The 19,439-nt window shown below is 48.8% G+C and carries 12 protein-coding genes and 7 pseudogenes; 9 read left to right on the top strand and 10 right to left on the bottom strand.

The window, feature by feature from the left end; genetic code table 11:
* Positions 1-14: 14 nt before the first annotated feature.
* The 3 genes and pseudogenes from JCM17471_RS15770 to JCM17471_RS02095 all read right to left on the bottom strand — a co-directional run bounded on the left by JCM17471_RS15770 (position 15) and on the right by JCM17471_RS02095 (position 2,733).
* Positions 15-359, bottom strand: coding sequence for a MupG family TIM beta-alpha barrel fold protein (locus JCM17471_RS15770; protein WP_263849380.1), 345 nt, complete (start codon positions 357-359; stop codon positions 15-17).
* Positions 360-368: 9 nt separating this feature from the next.
* Positions 369-1,827: pseudogene (locus tag JCM17471_RS02100) on the bottom strand (PTS transporter subunit EIIC).
* A 12-nt stretch (positions 1,828-1,839) separates the two neighbouring features.
* Complete coding sequence (locus JCM17471_RS02095) at positions 1,840-2,733, bottom strand: alpha/beta hydrolase (RefSeq protein ID WP_054776627.1); 894 nt, start codon at positions 2,731-2,733, stop codon at positions 1,840-1,842.
* Positions 2,734-3,017: 284 nt separating this feature from the next.
* On the opposite strand from JCM17471_RS02095, the gene JCM17471_RS02090 reads away from it, so the two are divergent.
* Positions 3,018-4,052, top strand: coding sequence for an NmrA family NAD(P)-binding protein (locus JCM17471_RS02090; RefSeq protein WP_054776626.1), 1,035 nt, complete (start codon positions 3,018-3,020; stop codon positions 4,050-4,052).
* A gap of 60 nt (positions 4,053-4,112) precedes the next feature.
* Here JCM17471_RS02090 and JCM17471_RS02085 read toward each other — a convergent pair.
* Positions 4,113-4,780 (bottom strand): annotated as a pseudogene (locus JCM17471_RS02085) (MgtC/SapB family protein).
* Between the two features lie 124 nt (positions 4,781-4,904).
* Here JCM17471_RS02085 and JCM17471_RS02080 point away from each other — a divergent pair.
* The 6 genes and pseudogenes from JCM17471_RS02080 (at position 4,905) to JCM17471_RS02055 (ending at position 11,865) form a co-directional block, all read left to right on the top strand.
* A complete protein-coding gene (locus tag JCM17471_RS02080; protein WP_054776625.1) occupies positions 4,905-5,846 on the top strand; it encodes a Dyp-type peroxidase in 942 nt (313 codons plus the stop codon).
* Between the two features lie 106 nt (positions 5,847-5,952).
* Complete coding sequence (locus JCM17471_RS02075; RefSeq protein WP_054776624.1) at positions 5,953-6,867, top strand: NADP-dependent oxidoreductase; 915 nt, start codon at positions 5,953-5,955, stop codon at positions 6,865-6,867.
* A gap of 203 nt (positions 6,868-7,070) precedes the next feature.
* Positions 7,071-9,045, top strand: a pseudogene (locus tag JCM17471_RS02070) (cation:proton antiporter).
* A gap of 83 nt (positions 9,046-9,128) precedes the next feature.
* Positions 9,129-10,529 (top strand): annotated as a pseudogene (locus JCM17471_RS02065) (amino acid permease).
* 163 nt (positions 10,530-10,692) lie between these two features.
* A complete protein-coding gene (hemH, locus tag JCM17471_RS02060) occupies positions 10,693-11,658 on the top strand; it encodes a ferrochelatase (protein ID WP_439646738.1) in 966 nt (321 codons plus the stop codon).
* Between the two features lie 27 nt (positions 11,659-11,685).
* A complete protein-coding gene (locus tag JCM17471_RS02055; RefSeq protein ID WP_054776623.1) occupies positions 11,686-11,865 on the top strand; it encodes a hypothetical protein in 180 nt (59 codons plus the stop codon).
* A gap of 64 nt (positions 11,866-11,929) precedes the next feature.
* On the opposite strand, the gene JCM17471_RS02050 is transcribed toward JCM17471_RS02055, so the two are convergent.
* On the bottom strand, positions 11,930-12,637 hold the full coding sequence (locus tag JCM17471_RS02050; protein WP_054776622.1) for a TIGR00266 family protein: 708 nt from the start codon (positions 12,635-12,637) through the stop codon (positions 11,930-11,932).
* Positions 12,638-12,766: 129 nt separating this feature from the next.
* Here JCM17471_RS02050 and dhaS point away from each other — a divergent pair, with 129 nt between their 5' ends.
* Positions 12,767-13,417 (top strand): dihydroxyacetone kinase transcriptional activator DhaS, encoded by a 651-nt coding sequence (gene dhaS / locus JCM17471_RS02045; RefSeq protein WP_369395776.1) that lies wholly within the window; start codon positions 12,767-12,769, stop codon positions 13,415-13,417.
* On the opposite strand, the pseudogene JCM17471_RS14845 reads toward dhaS, so the two are convergent.
* From JCM17471_RS14845 to dhaK, 5 genes and pseudogenes are all read right to left on the bottom strand, one after another.
* A pseudogene (locus JCM17471_RS14845) lies at positions 13,369-14,314 on the bottom strand (dihydroxyacetone kinase subunit DhaK). The gene dhaS and the pseudogene JCM17471_RS14845 sit on opposite strands and share 49 nt — an antisense overlap.
* A gap of 309 nt (positions 14,315-14,623) precedes the next feature.
* A complete protein-coding gene (locus JCM17471_RS02030) occupies positions 14,624-15,775 on the bottom strand; it encodes a glycerol dehydrogenase (RefSeq protein WP_054776618.1) in 1,152 nt (383 codons plus the stop codon).
* Between the two features lie 105 nt (positions 15,776-15,880).
* A pseudogene (gene dhaM / locus JCM17471_RS02025) lies at positions 15,881-16,248 on the bottom strand (dihydroxyacetone kinase phosphoryl donor subunit DhaM).
* On the bottom strand, positions 16,245-16,829 hold the full coding sequence (gene dhaL, locus JCM17471_RS02020; RefSeq protein WP_225354081.1) for a dihydroxyacetone kinase subunit DhaL: 585 nt from the start codon (positions 16,827-16,829) through the stop codon (positions 16,245-16,247). The pseudogene dhaM and the gene dhaL overlap by 4 nt, the downstream one beginning before the upstream one ends.
* On the bottom strand, positions 16,826-17,818 hold the full coding sequence (dhaK, locus tag JCM17471_RS02015) for a dihydroxyacetone kinase subunit DhaK (protein WP_054776616.1): 993 nt from the start codon (positions 17,816-17,818) through the stop codon (positions 16,826-16,828). The genes dhaL and dhaK overlap by 4 nt, the downstream gene beginning before the upstream one ends.
* 185 nt (positions 17,819-18,003) lie before the next feature.
* Here dhaK and JCM17471_RS02010 point away from each other — a divergent pair.
* Positions 18,004-19,172: pseudogene (locus JCM17471_RS02010) on the top strand (iron-containing alcohol dehydrogenase).
* The last annotated feature ends 267 nt before the right edge of the window (positions 19,173-19,439 follow it).

Raw genomic sequence — 19,439 nt, 5'->3', positions numbered from 1 at the left:
AATTGTGCTGGCATTTAATGCAATTTGGAATTTTGTGAGAGTTGCGCAATTTCTGTCATATCAAAGCCATCATCAATACGGAGCGTTGAGACACCTAGTTTTTCAAAAGTGTCTAGATGGGCACGTGAAATATCTAACCGGTCCAATGCGTTGGTTGAAACATCCAACGTCATTTGCAAATGATTAGCTTTACAAATATCACCTAATGCCGCCAAGTTGCTGATTAATTGACTTGGATCATCCTCTGGCAGATTAATTGAGGTAAAAACACCTTCAAAACCAACATCTGCGTATCGTTGAATTCGGTCAATTTCATGTTGCGTTAGCGCTTCATGTAAATAAACAGAAAATCCGAGCATCCTAATCACCTACTTCTCTGGATAAATTTCGTTAATCCGACTTTCGTCAAATCCAAAGAACCATGTCACAATGAATCCACCGAGATAGGCAACTAACAATGCAGCAAGATAAGTCAGCTGTTGCCCTGGCTCCATAATCAGTAAGCCGAATAACCCTGATACCCCTTGTGAAACTGCCCCTAGATGGAACAATGAAGCCGCGATACCACCAAATCCGGCACCAATACATGCTGTAATAAAGGAACGACCTAATGGCAATGTTACGGCATACATTAATGGTTCACCCACACCTAGAATGGCAACTGGGATAGAGCTCATTACCATTTTCTTGAACCGCTTATTTGTTGTTTTGAGATATAACGCGAGCCCGGCGCAACTTGACCACCACCGGCCATCATCAAAATTGGCAACAAGTAATTGATCCCTTTTGTAGGTCCTGTTGGATCATTGAGCAAAACATGAATAGGTGTCAGTGCCTGGTGCAAGCCGACAGAAACTAAGCCCAGGAATGTTGAAGAAAGGATAAACCCACCAAACACACTCATCTTGGAGTAGACAAAGTCCATCACCAGATAGATTGCGTTAGTTAACCATGCACCTGCGGGTTGTAGGAAGACCACCGCTAGCATGAACCGATAATAACTGTCAATAATGGCGTGAAGAACGTGTCCAGCACACTTGGCATAAAACGACGAATATTCCGTTCCAACCAGGCGAAGAAAATCCCCATAAAGAGCGCTGTAATCAAACCACCGACACCAACAACATAGTTAGTATTCGTAAACGGCATTGCAATTGCTTGTGACCCCAGTGGGAAACCTGGCACAATAACCCCTAAACACAGGGTGCCACCGATACCACCGAGAATGGCGCTCCCTTTGAATTCTCTTGAAGCATTCATTCCGACAAAGATTGGCAGGAAGGTAAAGAGACCCCAACCAATTGTTTTGATTGTCATGTACCACCAATCAGTCACGAACGCTTGTCCTGTTTGATAGTCGATAACGTTGGTCAGTCCGTTAATCAATCCCGCTGCAATAATCCCTGGTAGCAATGGAATAAAGACATTAGCAATATGCTGTAAACCGCGTTGTAGAGGCTTGTCGTGCTTTGCCTTATTTGCCGTTTTATTTTCCTTTGCAATTGATTTGACATCCGTGCTTTGGCTCGCTGTCGTATCAGCCGCAACATCGGCTGGATCTTCTTCACCTGATCCCAGTGGCACACCAGTCATTTCTGCAAAAGGTTCAGCAACCTTATTGACTTTCCCCGGACCCAGCACAACCTGTAATGTGTCGGCATCGACTACAGCAAGAACACCATCTAAGGTTTTTAAAGCATCTGTATCAACTTTGCTCTTATCTTTAACACCCAAACGAAGTCGTGTCATACAAGACACATTTGATTCGATATTCTCTTTACCACCTACGTGATCGAGAATTGCTTTGGCCATTTCCTCATTTTTCATGATTTACCCCTCCTACTTTTTAAACTCATTCAAAACCCAGTTGTATGCATTAGGCGTTGCTTTTGTCCAATAGGTCCAATTATGATTATCGCCCGTGTCCTTGACATACTTGGGTGTGATCCCTTTCTGTTTCAAATCAGTCACAAATTTATTGACGTCTTTGATGGGAACCGTTGTATCATCCGCTGTCGTTTCAATATAGAATTTCGTATTTTGTGACTTTGCGTCGATATACTGAGTTGGGAAAAGTTGATCATAAACTTTGTCTGACCAATTTGTCTTACCATCCGTGAATGCGTGCATGTTCATCCTGATTGGATTCGTTTTTGCCAACTTTGTCCAGACAGATGGTGAGATTAATAATGCCTTTGAGAAGTATTCAGGATACTTTAGTGCCAACCGAGCTGCACCATAACCACCCATTGAAATACCGCCAATCGCATGGTCCTGTGCGGATTTGGACACTTTATATGTCTTATCGATAGTCGGTACTAAGTCCTTCATAATAGCCGATTCCATTTTTAAGCCATTTTTCTGATTGACATAAAAACTGTTAAACCCATCAACAAAAACAACAATCGCATCAGAATTTAACCGATGCATTGACCCATCAAGCATCTGTTGTGAGTTGAACCGTTCCAGTAAATTTCTATGATTACCGTACAATCCATGCAGCATATAAACAACTGGATAGCGCTTGCTACCAGCGGGATCATAATGTGCTGGCAAATAGACATCATAGTTCCAATCCAAATGCATTTGCTTCGAATAAACCGTTGTTGTGACAACTTTGCTCGTCGGTGCAGCAGCTGTTGCCTTTGCTTTACCCGATGAACAGCCCGCCAAAACCAATAACCCAACCACACTGCAAGCTAATACGAATAACTGCTTCGCTCTAAACTTCATGTGAATCCCCTCCATATTTGTTATCGCTTTCAGCGCCAATTATAGGGCTAAAGAAATTTAATTTCAATACCAATTTTGTTTTTGCGAAATTGAGAAATTTTATTTCAAACACCAATTCAGCATTTATCCGCTTTCAGTGCTATATTAGTTGCAGATTAACTTTTTCCTTCAAAACTTAAACTTCTATCCATTTTTATAAATATAGGTATGTACCAGTATTCTCATGAAGTTAATCGTGCTATTGTCTGATGTAATTAGTTTCATAATGCTAAGGGGGTTTTTATATGTCAGATACAGTTCTCGTCACGGGTGCCACCGGTTATATCGGTGCTTGGTTGGTTCAAGATCTCGTACATCGTGGCTATCACGTTCGCGGGCTCAGCCGGAGTCAGGAAAAAGCAGATGTGCTCAAACAGTTGATTCCAGAAGTTGAGATGTATGTCGGTAATATCATGGACCCGGCTTCGGTCAAGCCCGCACTCGATGGTGTGGATGGTGTCTTCAGCGTCGCAACAGCCGTTGATCCCAATGCGCAGGATGCCGCAACTTGGCGGGCAGATATGGCTAAAGAAATCGAGACTTGGTTCACTGCCATTGCCGCTCAACCCACCATCAAGCGCGTGGTCATGACCGGTTCCGAATCCGCCATGGGTTGGGGTGATAATGACAAGGCCGTCTACAATGAAGACGACTGGTCCAAGGTAGACGATCCACATCAGTACGACGCCTATATCATTCTCAAAGCCGTTGAAGAAAAACTAGCTTGGGACTTTGCGCATGATCCAAGTAAGAATGTGAACCAATTTCAGTTGAGTGTCAGCTTGGTTTCGGGGATTGTTGGCCCCGCGCTCACACCTTGGAGTATTCACCACAGTTCACCACTCTCATTCTTGAGCGGTCCATCTGTCCCCGACTTCAAATTCTATGCGAGTGATGTGCGCGATGTTGCCGCTCAACACATTGCCTTGTATGAGAATCCTGAAGCAGTCGACAAGCGTGTCTTGATGAACAACTTGGTAGCGCGGGTCAGCACTGTTGCCGAGCTCGCTAAGCAATTACCACTCAGTGAACAACAAGTGCTGTTCCCGAATGGCATCGCCACCGTCCTCGATGCGAAAGTCCTCATGCCTGTACTCAATCTCTCCTACAGTTACGCTGTCGTGACTAAGAACCTCGCACGCCATGTCGGCGGCCAATATACTTATCAAAGTCTGTACCCTCAACTCTATCGTTATCAGTACACCGACTTTGTCCAATCCACGCTCGACGGCTTACGCTTAGCCGCACGCCAATTGCTCACTTCAAATGCGAGTTTATAACCATCTGTACACAAAAACGCCTGTGATACCTCGTTTGGGGTATCACAGGCGTTTTATATTCTAGTATTCCACCGACACAATCGCCGGGTTGTCCGCAAACACACTCAGTAGCCGGCGAACATCACCACTCTCATTGGCCTCGATTTCGAGTGCCACGCGGAGCTGTTCTGGCGTTTCCTGTTTGATGCGAACATTGTGCACTTTGATGTGGTAGCGGCCCAATGTTTTTGGATGGCCTTCATCTCGTCACCGCCGCCGTTCACAATCAGGGTTAATGTCCCCGTATCACCGGATGGCAGCCATGAGAAATTGCGGTGCAACAGGATTTGGATGGCAAGCACCAATAAGGTTGTCGCCAGACCGATGAGGTAGAGTTTAGCCCCAATTGCCATGCCGACAGCGGCCGTCGTCCAAACCCCAGCCGCGGTGGTCAACCCATTGACGTTGTTGCGCCGAACCAGAATCGCACCGGCACCTAAGAAACTGACCCCACTGACGACCTGCGCCGCCACACGGGAAGGATCGAGCGACATACCCTTCAACTGATAGATATCAAAGAAACCATATTTGGAAACAATCATCACAAGCGCAGCCCCCAAGGCCACGATCATATGTGTGCGAATCCCCGCTTCTTTTTGGCGGTTCTTACGTTCATACCCAATCGCAAAACCACAGAAGGCAGCGACGAAAAGGCGCAGAATTAACTCTGCTTGTGTTTGTAATGCCATTTGTATCACTTCTTTCTTGTATTAGCTTAACACATCTCAAATTTGAGGTATGCGTTCCTGACAAAGGCGTTAATCTATGCTAGACTATTCTTGATTATAATTATTACAATCTGGAGGGACTCACATGCCAATTAGTTTACGCGATACCCAAGATGTTTATAAAGATGCCGGCGACGATATTATCTTCGCGACTATGAATCTCAAGCGCGAGGATCAAGCTGCGGATTTGGAAGCTGTTCAAGACCTCGCAGAACACTTACCTGCGTTCACGAATAGTCTCAATATTCGCTACCCCGAAAGCCACTTAGCTGTTGCCTTTGGTTTCTCTGCCAATGCTTGGCACTACTTATTCCCTAACGCTGATGCACCAAAGGAATTAGTTGAATTCGAACCCGTTGTTGGTCCCAAGTACACCGCGGTTGCCACACCGGCGGATCTATTTTTCCACATCCGCTCAACGAATTCCGCTGTGCCATTTGAATTGATGTCTGAAGTCATGACATTGATCAAAGACAATGTCACCGTGCTTGATGAAACCCATGGCTTCCGCTACTTTGAAGGCCGTGCCATCATCGGCTTCGTTGACGGCACCGAGAATCCAAGTGCATTGGACACACCTGAGTATGCGGTCATTGGCGATGAAGATCCCGAGTTCATCAATGGTTCCTATGCCTTTGCCCAAAAATACACGCATGATCTCGAAGCGTGGAACGCACTCAAGACAGAACATCAAGAACAAGCCATTGGGCGTCACAAGTTCAATGATATTGAGCTGAAGGACGAAGAAAAGGCGAAGAACGCGCACAACGTGGTCTCACAAGATAACGATGGCGGCGTCGAACACAAAATCGTGCGGATGAACGTGCCATTCAGTAACCCTGCTGAAGGATTGAACGGGACCTACTTCATCGGCTATTCACGTTACTACAGCGTGACCCGCCGGATGCTTGAAAACATGTTCGGCCAATCCGATCGTTTGCTCGACTTCTCCACCCCTGTCAGCGGTGAACTCTTCTTCATCCCATCCCGCTCATTACTGGGCCGGATTGCAGATGGCGAATTGTAACCGATTCGGCAGTCATCGTCAACTCACGCAGAGCTAAATGATTGCAGAAATCGCCGCGGCAAACTACACTAAGCGTATTTCGTAGCGTGTCAGAGGAGGATATCTTATGCAAGCATTTGGTTATACCCATGCCGGTGGTCCTGAAGTCATTGAGGCAGTCACTCTGCCAACACCTGAACCCACTGCGCAACAAGTTCAAATTCGGGTTGAAGCGATTGGTTTGAATAACCGGGAACGGGCGGAACGTCAAAACGCGCCAGGCCCAATGGTGACTGGTCGCGATGTGGCCGGTGTGGTCACCAAAGTTGGCGCCACTGCATCATCTTTTGCCGTTGGTGACCGCGTCGTGGCTCACGTTGAACACGGTTATGCCGAAACGGCTGTGGCGAATCTCGATGCCGTAGTTGCGCTGCCCGATGCCATTTCATTTGAGGATGCGGCGGCCATTGTGACACCTGCCATCACCGCTTATAAGACGCTCAATGCCTTTACAACGGTTAATCCCGGTCAGACCCTGATTATCAAAGGTGTCACCGGTGCGGTTGGTGCCATTGCCGCCCAACTCGCCGTGGCCAAACAAGCTACCGTGATTGGGATCGGCGCGGCACGCAACGCTGATTTCGTTGATTCACTGGGTGTCAGCCAGTTCGTTGCTTACGACCAAGTGGCGATTGCCACAGCACTCGCTGACCGCGGCGATATCGTGATGAATGCGGCAATGGATGGTGTGGGCACCGATGATGATATTGCGATGGTGAAGCCTGGTGGCACGATTGTTTCGGTCGCACACGGCGTCCCTTCCAGCAATAAGAAATTCGATTTTATCAATATTCGGCCAACCAATACACCAACGGATGCCCAGGCATTAACGGCCATCATCGCGCTGATGGCGGATCACAAGTTGCACATGCCGATTGACATGACGCTCCCGTTCACGCGTGATGGTTTCGTTGCTGGGCATCAACAACTCGATGTTTCTCATACCGGTCGAATTGTCATCAGTCGTGCCTTAAAGGGCTGATTCCTGCGTGAATTCTCAAGTAATTAAATGAAGAGCCTGTGATAAAGCCAATCGGTTTTGTCGCAGGCTTTTCGTCTTATGAACCCTATTGACTCAAGTTGATTCTTATCGCCGCCACGCGCTGTCGCCAGCGCGCGCGAGACGTGCTCACTTTAGCATTCAGTGCTACACTTAAGGCAATATTTTTGGAGGAGGGTACCCGCGTGAATCAAGTTTTCTTCTTTACTATTATTCTCTTTGCTGTGGTGCTCGCAAACGTGTTGAATCGCCACATCAAATTCATCCCGTTACCATTTTCCTCATTGGACTCGGTATCGTGCTCACCATTGTGCCGAGCTACCGGAACTTCGCCTTTGATCCGTCTGTTTTCTCATTCGCGATCATTGCGCCACTGCTGTTCAATGAAGGCCAAAATGCGTCACGACTATGGATTGGGCGAACACTCGGCAACATTGTCTCACTTGCCATTGGGCTTGTGTTGGTCACCATTATTGCGCTAGGGATTACGGTCCATTGGCTCTTTCCCATCATCCCGCTCGCCTTGGCGTTTGCGGTCATTGCCATTGTATCGCCAACTGATGCTTCCGCGGTCAATGCCGTGAATGAATCGACACCACTCGCGCCTGAGCAGATGTTGATTCTCAGTAACGAATCGCTGTTCAACGATGCGGCCGGAATTGTCGCCTTTGATCTCGCGTTGACCGCGTATATCTCAGGTAGCTTCTCGGCTACCGGTGCCGCCGTCGACTTTCTCTACGTGTTCTTCGGTGGCATTCTGGTTGGTGCCGTCTTGGGAACACTCATTGTCAGTCTGCGTGCCTGGTTGATTCGCATGGGCGATGATGAACCCATCATTATGGTGACGTTGCAATTAGTCACTCCACTGCTGGTTTACTTTATCGCCGATGAACTCGAATTATCCGGGATCTTAGCCGTTGTTGCAGCCGGGATTGCGCAAGGCGTTGAGCGCGATCGCTTACGTCTCACCAGTGCACGCATGCAGATGGTGACTACCAACGTCTGGGAAATGCTATCCGGCATTCTCTCTGGGCTTGTGTTCGTGCTCTTAGGGATTGCGCTGCCTAATGTCATCACCAGCAGCCTGAAAAGCGCGACTGGTTTTGGCACCTTAGTCCTCATTGGGGTCGTCATCTATGCACTCAAATTCTTGTTGCGGTTTGTCTGGAGTCGTTTCTTGGTGCGCGTGCCAAATACCAAGAATCGGCTCAACGATGCCGCCATCATCGCTTTGAGCGGTGCCAGTGGGACCATCACGCTGTCTTTGGCTTTTTCGATGCCCACCAGCATGAACAGCTCACTGCGCCAAGCACTCATCTTGATTGCGGCTGTTGTCATCATCATCAGTCTGGTCCTACCACCGCTGTTGATGCCGCTGCTCCTGCCAAAACCACCCGTCCAAAAGAACGGGCAGCACGTTTGGGTGCGGCGCATGCTCTCCGCCGGAATTGACGCGGTGCGTGCCAACACGACCAATCGGGCCGAGGCACAGGTGGTTGCCGATACCTTGAGCCAACAACTGATTCTCGATGACGCACCGAGTCGCCGGCATCAACGTGTGCTGTTCAGGCAGACCATCGATGTCGAAAAAGCCACGATTGAAGCCATGCGCAAGGCCAAAACCATTACCGATGATGAAGCCTATTACTACAATCGGTTCATCGACCTCAATGACTTCACCGCGGATCAACGCATCTGGAAGAATCTCTGGTTGCGCACTCGCTTCACCTTTCACATGGGCTCCATGTACAAGGATTTAGCGAAGCGCAAAACGCGTTTTTGACCACGCCAATCAATCTCGAACCCATCTTTTGGAAGCGCCAGTTCAAGGCACACAATGAAGACATTATTCCGATTGAACAGGCCGGCTTCGATGCCGTCATGGATCAACTCAACAAGCTCGAATCAAACGCGAACCGCTCTGAAATCAATAACATTCGCCGTTTCTACCGCGATCGGCACCGTCGGATCAAGGTGGACGCCGTGGATGGTGACATCATCTATCAATTATTCCTCGATGCTTTCCACGCGGAATACACTTTTGTCCAGAACGCCCTGAGCCAGGGTCAGATTCCATCCGACCTCGCAGAACGCCTGCAACAACGCATTACCTTCGACGAACTCACCTACCTTCAAAACCGTGAGTCCTTCCAAGTTTAATCAAAAATGTTCTCATTTCGCAGTCAAGTGTTTGCGATTTTTAGACACTTCCGTTAAAATAGCATCTATCGAAAAAATAACAGATGGGATTGAGAACAATGCAGCGAAAATTAAGTGCGCGACATATGCAAATGATCGCCTTGGGTGGCACGATTGGGGTAGGACTATTCATGGGTGCGACCGCCACCATCAAGTGGACCGGTCCTTCAGTCCTATTCGCCTATGCTATCGCTGGGTTCTTCCTCTACATGATTATGCGAGCACTAGGGGAAATGCTTTACGTCGATCCCGATACCGGCTCCTTTGCCAAATTTGCCACCGAGTATATGCATCCCGTATTCGGTTACCTGACCGCCTGGAGTAATATTTTCCAATTCGTGGTCGTCGGGATGTCTGAAATGATTGCCATCGGTGAGTATTTCAAATATTGGTGGCCGACACTGCCCGGTTGGGTGCCGGGTGCCGTGGCCATCACCATCCTGGTCTTAGCCAATCTGATTTCCGTTAAGATGTTCGGTGAACTCGAATTCTGGTTCGCCCTGATCAAGGTCGTCACCATTATCTTGATGATTGTCGCCGGCTTTGGTGTCATCTTCTTTGGCCTCGGTAACGGCGGCCACGCGTTAGGCTTGAGCAATCTGTGGTCTCACGGCGGCTTCTTCCCTAATGGGTGGATGGGCTTCTTCTTCGCCTTATCGATCGTCCTCGGCTCCTATCAAGGGGTTGAATTGCTCGGGATTACCGCGGGTGAGGCTGAAGACCCACGACCAACCATTGTCAAAGCGGTCAAGGATACCGTGGGCCGCATCTTGATTTTCTACGTCGCGCCATCTTCGTGATTGTCACCATCTATCCTTGGAACCAGCTCAGCAATATCGGCTCACCTTTTGTGCAAACCTTCTCCAAGGTCGGAATCACATTTTGCGGCCGGCTTGGTCAACTTCGTGGTCATCACGGCGGCGTTATCAGGGGCCAACTCGGGAATCTACTCAGCGAGCCGAATGGTTTACACGCTGGCTAATGCCCGCCAACTGCCAAAAGCCTTCACCAAGTTGAATCGGCATGGCGTCCCATTCTATCCTGTGGTTTCGATTGGCTTCGGTATTCTGTTAGGTGTCGTTCTCAATGCCCTACTGCCACTGATTTATCCCGCCGCAAGCAATGTGTTCGTGCTGGTCTACAGTTCGAGTGTGCTGCCCGGCATGGTGCCATGGGTCGTGATTCTCATCAGCGAAATCAAGTTTCGGAAGGTGCATGCCGACAAGATGGCCGAGCATCCGTTCAAAATGCCTTTTGCGCCTTATTCCAATTATCTGACGCTGGCGTTCTTGGCCTTAACCCTGTTCTTCATGATATTGAATCCAGAAACCAATATTTCATTATTGGTTGGGGTCGTTTTCTTAGCCATCATGACCACGATTTACTTTGTGAAGCACAACAAGCAACCGATTATTGACCATACAACCGAAAAATTTGAAGAGTAACTCATACTAAAGCGTCTGAAACAAAACCGATTGGTCTTGTCTCAGACGCTTTTAGTCTGCAAACATATTTGCTTAATCGTGTTCTCATTGAATGCGTAATTAAGCGCTTTATCTGTTATGCTATGCATAGTCAAAAATTATGCCTGATGAAAGGAATACACCAATGCATGCAATCCTACTCGTTAATCTCGGCACACCAGACGCTCCCGATGAAGAGAGCGTTCGGCGTTATTTGAAACAATTCTTAAGTGACCAACGTGTGATTCAAATGAATCCGATTAAGTGGCAGCCGATTCTGCGCACCATGATTCTGCCCAAGCGGCCGGCCAAATCTGCCGCCCTTTACCAGCAGATTTGGACCGAACAGGGTTCACCACTGGCGTACTATACAGAAACACAGGCACAGCTGTTGCAAGAACGGCTGCCAAACCACATCGTGCGACACGCCATGGTTTATGGTTCACCATCAATTGAGAGCGTATTGAATGAGCTCAGAGAATTAGAAATCACTAAACTCACTGTGCTGCCACTCTATCCACAGTACTCAAGCACCACAACCGCCTCCGTCTTTGATCAAGTCAGTCAGTATTATCAAAAACAGATTTACATTCCAGAGATTCGCATGATCAGCGACTTCAGTATGGACCCTGATTACACCGCCGCCATGGCCGCCAAAATCGATGCGGTCGTCAACGACATACATCCCGACCAAGTGGTGTTCTCCTATCACGGCATTCCTCAAAGCTATGTCGATCAAGGTGATCCCTATGCGGCGCGCTGCATGACCTCAACTGAAGCGATTGTTGCTCAGATGACGACCACGGTCTCAACCAAGCTCACCTATCAATCACGCTTTGGCCGCGACCCCTGGTTACTGCCCGCAACAGACACCACACTGAAGAAGCTGCCGACCCAAGGCATCAAAATGCAGTCATTGCACCTAGTTTCGTCGCGGATTGTCTGGAAACAGTCTACGAAATCGACATCGAAAATCGCGAGTACTTCATGGCCGCTGGTGGCGAGCAGTTCACGTTTGTGCCACCATTCAATGATGATGCAGCCTTCATTGATCTCCTCGCTAAATTGGCAACCACACACTAATCAAGCTTTAGGTGACGAAAGACTTTGATTGCTCTGGAGAAAGAAGGCATACACAATGAAAAGTTGGCAATCCTACCTGTTAACCGTTGCGCTCTATCTATCAATTTCTTTTGTTTTGTCGCTCGTTCTGCACCGTGAATTCAAGTGGTGGATTGACATTGCCGTGCCAACGGGAGCTTTTATTGGTAGCTATCTCGTTATTCGCCGGCAACACAGACATAAGTATAAGCACTAAAAAAGGAAGCTGTGGCATCACCCAATCGGGTCGTCACAGCTTCCTTTTTTCTGGATAATGAAGATTAATCGCCGCTCTTTTCAGGTAAGAACGGTGCGACAAGATCCGCCAATGCATTCAGATTACGTGTTTGAATATAAACGGTCCCCTGACCATGGAACTGATTGACTAAGCCTTCCCCAGTCTTGAAGCCAACAAAACCGCTGGCGGGTGCGATGTTGTAGTCCAAACTCTGTGACCACGCCACCACATGGTCGTTGTCGATGATATAGTCGCGTGAACCATCCAGTGTGACCTCGAGAATGTCTCCATAAGCGCTCACAAGCATAGCCCCACTACCTTGGCTCTCCATCACGAAGAAGCCACCCGTGCCACCAAGAAGCGCGTTACTGGTCTTTTGACGCACCATGGTGTAGCCGGCTGTCGCATCCGCAGCTAAGAAAGCGCCCGTATTCAAGCGCCATTGATGGGTACTATCCAGAGGCAGTGCACGAATCGCACCAGGATTACCGGGCGCAATCACCAATTCACTCTGTGGTGCTGTCCCGGTTGCGGTGGTGATGAAAAATGATTCACCAGATGTCATGCTGCGGCCGATGGCACTCATCAAACCGCCCAGTCCCTTTTTGCCATTATTGTTCATTTTACCTTCGAGCTTGATCTGCCCATCGTGGTAGATCATCGAGCCTGATTCAATTTGAACCTGTTCATCTTGATCCAAGGTTAACGTCACAACTGGAAATGCGGTATCCGTTGAAATTTGATAGTTCATGCCAAAACACCCCTCTATTTTTGTCTTCACTCACTTCATTGTACCGCATCCATTCTTCCAGACGCCCACGATTTCACTCGTCCTGCATGGAATTGGTCCAGTATTCAGTGTATAGTATTATTGTAAGCGATTCATATCACGGAAAGGAGCTGGGTTGATGTCTTACATTGTCAAAAAAAGATTGCGACTGCAACCAAGGAACTCATGAGCGTTAAACCCTTCAGTCAGCTTTCCGTGACCACCATCATGGCCGAAGCGCATCTGCGCCGCCAGACATTCTATGATTATTTTGAAGATAAATACGCTGTTTTAGCGTGGATCTATAACGATGATATTCAAGCCATCATCAAGGACAACCTGGATTATGAACATTGGACTGTGGTGCTGCACCATATGCTGCACTACTTCCAAGCGAATCAAGCATTCTATCAAAAGGCACTCGCGATTCACGACCAGAATGCCCCGGAACAGGCGATTTCGGAACACATCACGCAACTCATCGAGCGCGTGTTGACCGAGTTCAGCCATAAGGAAAATGTCAAGCTATCCCCAGCCTATCGTGATTTCTTGCAAAAGATTCTCACGGCAAGTCTGGTCAGTGAGCTCAGACAATGGATTATGAGCCCAACACCGCGCCCACTGGATCTAGAAACCAAGTATCTCCAGACGTTCCTCGAGGATATGACCAATGGAGTGGTATTGCGGCATCAACACGATCCGCGTTACCTCCATCAGCCATTTCCCCACGCGAATCCTCCCACGGGTTTTCCTAACCAGTGACGCCACTGTTCGGTTAAACCGAGTAAGGTGAGTGAAACACCTTGCATCGAGTACGACGTCAGCAAGGTTCCCGTCTTGACAAACTGCATATCAAAACCATGTAACCTAATCAGCTCGACCGCATCATGGGTGAACACGAATTGGTCCATGAGTGGCAACCCACCCAAGCCGTTAATCATCACCGCCATCGGTGCCTTCTCCGGCCAGTCGTTAATCTGGGTGAGCTTATTGACCAGCTCGCGGGCCAACAACTCGGACGACACCATCGGTTCACTGCGATAACCCGGTTCACCGTGAATCCCAATCCCATACGCAATTTCTGCCGCGCCCAAATCAAAGGCCGGCTTTTTGTCCCGGTGCTTCCGTGCTCGATAATGCCACACCCAAGGTTACCAGCTGGTGATTCACCTCTGTGGCCAGGGTCTGCAGATCAGCCAATGCCATGCCGGCATCAGCGGCAGCACCTAGCAGTTTGATCATCAACACTGTCCCAGCCACCCCGCGATGGCGCGCCGTCAGCGTGTCGGGATCAACGGACTGATCATCAGCAACAGACACCAACCCGATTTGGTAGCCCTCCGCCACCAGTTGTTCACGTGCCAAAGTGAAATGGCGCATATCACTGGCAAAGTTCTTCACGATAAACAGGTAAGGACGTTTGGGGCCCAACACCTTCATGGTCGCCACAATGCTTTCAACACTTGGTGGCGTGAATACCGGCCCCAATATCGCGGCATCGAGCAAGCCATCACCCACATACCCGACATCGAGGGGCTCATGGCCACTTCCGCCGCCACTGACTAACCAGACCTTGCGTTTGAGATTGCCGTTTGCAATCGCGAGTTGGCGGCCGATTTGATGCAGGGTTGGGTGGGCCAGCAATAACCCTGCTAGCATCTGTTCCACCACTTGTTCTGGTGCATTGATTAATTTCTTCACGATAAGGCCTCGTTCCTATCAATAGCGTTATACAGAAAAAGGCTGTGACAAAACAAGCGTTTTGTTCACAGCCTTCCCTTAGATTTCCAAACAATAAATTAATCGCGTTCCAAAAGGCTGAGAATTCCGGTTAACTTGGGTTGTTTCAAATCCTAAGTTCGGGATTTATCACCAATCCCTGTTAATCCTCATTCTCAAACGCCTTGTGTCACAGCTTCTCAATCTCTTAGTCAAAGAGCAGTAAACACTTTCAGCTTAGCGCCTAAATTAAGCGTTTACAAGTGCTTTGTTAACAAAAATCGGGTGAAGCTCATGACTTTCTTCATAGGCATGGGCATAAGCGGAAGCAGCCTTCATTGCATTGACCACCATCTCTGGGGTCACCGCAAATGGCATATTCTTCATTGTTTCATCCGGTTGTGTCGCCAAAACACCGATTTGATGCAGTTCGTCGTCAGACAATTCATCTAAGTGCGTGGCTTCCATCGTGATAGGCAGACCCAAAGTGAGATAGAAGTTGATGTACTTATCGAGTTCATCGTGCGGTGTGCCTTGTAAGACCAATTCAACCATCGCGCCAAAGGCCACCTTTTCACCGTGGGTCAAGTGGTGAATGTCACCCTTAACCGCTGTGAAGCCATTGTGAATCGCATGGGCAGCAGCCAACCCGGCATTTTCAAAGCCAAGCCCAGACAACAGTGTGTTGGCTTCAACAATTGCTTCGAGCGCTGGGGTCACCAGATGATGCTTGTTGGATTCAACCGCTTCAAAGGCATAATCCCAGAGCACGCGTTCACATTCGGCGGCAATCGCACGGCCAGCGAATGTTGCGGCACCGTTGCCCATTGTCACACCGTGCTTTTGGCTTGTGGCCTTGGCTTCGATGTTAGTTGCCATGGCATCAGATATCCCAGAAATCAATGTCCGAACTGGCGCATTGGCAATCACTTGCGTATCCATCAACACCAAGTCACTGTGACGTGGATAGAATTCGTATTGATCGAAGGTCCCATCTTCAGTGTAGAGCACGGATAAGCCTGCTGTTGGGGCATCCGCGGAAGCCGCTGTCGGTGCAATCACCAACTTAGCATCAAGTGCCTTGGCGATACCCTTGCTGGTATCAAGTGTCTTCCCGCCGCCTAAACCAATCACCACATCATTATGGTTCTCTTGACCAATGGTGGTGATACGATCGATTTCTTGAACGGAGGCTTCCCCGTTGAAGGTTACCTTAGTCACGGTAAAATCATTGTCCTCGAGATAACTGGCGAATTCGTTGCCGACAATTTCCCAAATCAATTCGTCAGCCATAATCAACAGATGTGATCCGAGTTGCTTGATGTAATCTGCGGAATGTTCGAGTAACCCTGCACCTTGAATATACTTATCTGGACTCACAAACATCAAATCTTTAGCCATAATACAATTCCTCCCAATAAAGTTGTTTTGACACATTGATACACATCAACAGTAATCATTCATCTTCATCAAATGCCCCCACATCTGACGGTCAAACAAGTCGCGCTACTTAATCTTTAGCGGTGCCAATTGTTTTTCAATCTCGCTTCTTGGCACCCCACTCTGTAACAGTGCCGCCGCCGAGTACGCCCCCTCTAGGAAGGCCACGTCATAGCGAATGAGTGGCTTTTCACTGAAGTCAGTCGCCAAATCCAGATTCATCTTGGCACTGCCCAGGTCGTAGAACACCATCAATTCATCGGCCTTGTTCTCATCGATGGCTGCCAAAATATGATCCATATCGGTCCCAATTTCCCCCGAACTGGTCCCGCCGCAGTCGTCAGATTGATGTCTGGTGCGACTTGTCGAATCAATTCGGCCACACCGGCCGCAATCTTAGGCACATGCGAAATCAATAACATCCCTGTCGTCATGCGTTAGACCCCCAGACTGTGAGTAAATCCTTGAACAACATGCCAGAGCTTGCGGCACCGGGATCGATATGCCCGATGGAACGTTCGCCCAAGTAGGATGCCCGGCCCTTGGTTGCTTGCAGTGGCTTAGTGGCCTCGACGTAACGATCGATTTTATCGGCCGTCAGTGTGTTGGCTGCCAAATCCTTGGCCACCGGAATCCACACGTCGAGCATGGTCTTGTTGCCAATGGCCGCACCGCCGCGCTTCGCAATGCCGTCAGCACCAGCCTGAATCATCTCGGGGAAGGTGGCATCGTTCTTAGCGGCCTTACCCATCTCAAGAAACGCTGTGCCGTACAGTGGCCCGGATGCACCACCGACCTTACTGATCAGGCTCATTGCCACGGCCTTCAAACCGGCAACCAGATCAGCAGGTGGGTTCTGGGCCAAGCTCTCTTTGACCGCATCCATCCCCCGCGCCATGTTATTGCCGTGGTCACCATCGCCAATCACGGTATCCATTTCGCTGAGATTCGCCTTGTTGGCTTCGATGGTCGCTTGATACTTGTCTAACCATGCAATTAATTCTTCAACTGTCATAGTGTATCCCCCCATCCAATGGTGTGTGCTGGTGCCTTCAAGTAGTCCAGCCACTTACCTTCCAGATTCAATACTGTCAGTGAGATGCCGGCCATATCCAGTGAGGTGACATAATTGCCGACCTTTGTGAATTGCACCTGAGCCCCCATGGCGTCGAGTTCATCCAACACATCATTCATGAAAATATATTGTTCGTTGAGTGGTGTTGCGCCCATGCCATTAATCAAAACAGCGACCGCTTGCCCCTTAACGGATTGTTCCGTTTCAATTTTACCGAGTAATTCTTTGGCCAGTTCTTTGGAAGGAACCAGTTTTTCGGTCTTATAACCGGGTTCGTTGTGAATCCCAACACCGTATTCCATCTGGTCTTCACCGAGATCAAAGCCTAACTTGCCGACTTCTGGCACAGTAGCAGCGCGCAAAGCAACGCCCAGTGTCTTCACTTTTTTGATGACCGCTTGGCCTAATGTCGCGAGGTCGCCGAGAGCCATTCCGGCTTCAGCTGCCGCACCGACAATCTTTTCAACCAATACCGTCCCGGCAACACCGCGCCGGCCTTGGGTGTACAGACTGTCTTCAACCGCAATATCGTCATCGACAATGATGCTTTCAACTTCGATGTCATCGAGGTCAGCCATATCCTTAGCCATGTCGAAGTTCATCACATCGCCTGAGTAATTCTTAACAATCAGTAAGACACCGAGGCCTTGATCGGCTGCCTTAATTGCCGCATAAATCTGGTCGGGCGTTGGTGAGGTGAAAATCTGTCCATTCACCGCTGCCGTTAACATCCCCTGACCGACAAAACCGGCATGCAAGGGTTCGTGACCGCTACCGCCACCGCTGACAACCCCAACGTGCTTGCCTGCCTTAAATGCAGCATCTGAACGCAAGACCGCCGTCGTGTCTGGAATCAGTTGCACATATTGTGGGTAGCTACGGGTCAACCCGGCTACCATCTCGGGAACAACATTCCCGGGTTCATTCATTATTTTTTCATTTTCAAGGTCCTTTCTGTTTTTGACTACGTTTACATACTATAACAGCGCTTACATTACATGCAATGGACAAGTGTTGGGCTTTGTCCCCGGACATTCGTTATTGTTTGTCCGTTCACAAATGCTTGAAAGCGGTTAAAATGATGCTTGTAACTTAAATCTGGAGGCGACAACGCATGAAAACAAATTTTGATTTTTTGATGCCAAGTGTTAATTTCTTCGGTCCTGGCGTGATCGAAAAGATCGGTGATCGCGCAAAAATGTTAAATATGAAAAAGCCATTAATCGTGACAGACGCTTTCCTAGAAAAGGTAGAAAATGGTCCGGTTGCTCAAACATTAACTTCTTTAGAAGCAGCTGGTGTCGACTATGTTGTCTTCAATGGTGTGGAACCAAATCCTAAAGTGCGTAATATTCAAGCAGCTAAAAAACTTTATCTCGAATCCGGTTGCGACAGTATCATCACGGTCGGTGGTGGTTCCGCGCACGATACAGGTAAAGGAACCGGCATTATTTTAACCAACGGCGACGATATCACCACCCTCGCCGGTATCGAAACGCTTGAGAACCCACTTCCCCCATTGATGGCAGTGAACACAACCGCTGGGACCGGTTCTGAATTGACACGCCACTGTGTCATCACCAATGAAGAAACCCATTTGAAGTTTGTCGTGGTCTCATGGCGCAATATCCCACTGGTTTCCTTCAATGATCCCTTGTTGATGTTGGACGTCCCCGCTAAGCTAACCGCAGCGACCGGGATGGATGCGTTTGTTCAGGCAATTGAACCTTATGTGTCCACCAACCGCAATCCCATCACGGATGGGCAATGTCTCCAAGCCATCAAGCTAATCGAAGGTAGCCTGCGCGAAGCCGTCGCTAATGGCCACAATGTTGAGGCTCGGACCGCCATGGTCGAAGCCGAAATGTTGGCCGGCATGGCGTTCAACAATGCCGATCTGGGCTACGTGCACGCGATGGCTCATCAATTGGGTGGTCAATATGATGCGCCGCATGGTGTCTGCTGTGCCCTGCTGTTACCAGTTGTCGAAGAATTCAATATCATCTCCGATCCAGAACGCTTCAAGGAACTCGCCGTTGCCATGGGTGAAAATGTTGACGGCCTCTCCACACGAGACGCCGCAGAACTTGCCATCAAAGCGATGCGCCAAATGGCCGATGATGTTGGTATTCCACGCACATCAAGGCCATCGGGGCAAAGCCAGAAGATTTCGAATTGATGGCCGAAAATGCATTGAAGGATGGTAATGCCTTCTCCAATCCGCGCAAAGCCACTAAGGCACAAATTGTTGAGTTATTCCAAAAGGCGTATGACGCAGAATAAGAGTGCGACAAAAGGCGGTTAAAACATGAGGATTAGCAATATCTTGGCCAGAAGCGGTTTATGGCTTCGGCAAAGATGAGCTAACTGGAGTGTTTTGCCTTTTGGAGCACGTTTAGAGCGTGAACCCACACGGTTTGGCTGTGAGCACTAACGGAACTGGCGTCAAATTGCGAATTGTGCAATTGACGCTAGTTTTTGTTAGGCGGAGATTGTTGGGACTGGGAGCGCGTTTAGAGCGCATTCTCCCCTCCTCACTTGACGCCTCTA

This window comes from Lacticaseibacillus saniviri JCM 17471 = DSM 24301 (genome assembly GCF_001311785.1).
Lineage (GTDB): Bacteria > Bacillota > Bacilli > Lactobacillales > Lactobacillaceae > Lacticaseibacillus > Lacticaseibacillus saniviri.
This window is presented reverse-complemented; position numbering and strand designations above follow the sequence as displayed.

What these genes read in the sequence shown, in the direction of transcription:
- JCM17471_RS15770 (WP_263849380.1), bottom strand. Translation starts at nt 359, where the DNA reads ATGCTCGGATTTTCTGTTTATTTACATGAAGCGCTAACGCAACATGAA.
- JCM17471_RS02095 (WP_054776627.1), bottom strand. Translation starts at nt 2,733, where the DNA reads ATGAAGTTTAGAGCGAAGCAGTTATTCGTATTAGCTTGCAGTGTGGTT.
- JCM17471_RS02090 (WP_054776626.1), top strand. Translation starts at nt 3,018, where the DNA reads ATGTCAGATACAGTTCTCGTCACGGGTGCCACCGGTTATATCGGTGCT.
- JCM17471_RS02080 (WP_054776625.1), top strand. Translation starts at nt 4,905, where the DNA reads ATGCCAATTAGTTTACGCGATACCCAAGATGTTTATAAAGATGCCGGC.
- JCM17471_RS02075 (WP_054776624.1), top strand. Translation starts at nt 5,953, where the DNA reads ATGCAAGCATTTGGTTATACCCATGCCGGTGGTCCTGAAGTCATTGAG.
- hemH (WP_439646738.1), top strand. Translation starts at nt 10,693, where the DNA reads ATGCATGCAATCCTACTCGTTAATCTCGGCACACCAGACGCTCCCGAT.
- JCM17471_RS02055 (WP_054776623.1), top strand. Translation starts at nt 11,686, where the DNA reads ATGAAAAGTTGGCAATCCTACCTGTTAACCGTTGCGCTCTATCTATCA.
- JCM17471_RS02050 (WP_054776622.1), bottom strand. Translation starts at nt 12,637, where the DNA reads ATGAACTATCAAATTTCAACGGATACCGCATTTCCAGTTGTGACGTTA.
- JCM17471_RS02030 (WP_054776618.1), bottom strand. Translation starts at nt 15,775, where the DNA reads ATGGCTAAAGATTTGATGTTTGTGAGTCCAGATAAGTATATTCAAGGT.
- dhaL (WP_225354081.1), bottom strand. Translation starts at nt 16,829, where the DNA reads ATGACAGTTGAAGAATTAATTGCATGGTTAGACAAGTATCAAGCGACC.
- dhaK (WP_054776616.1), bottom strand. Translation starts at nt 17,818, where the DNA reads ATGAATGAACCCGGGAATGTTGTTCCCGAGATGGTAGCCGGGTTGACC.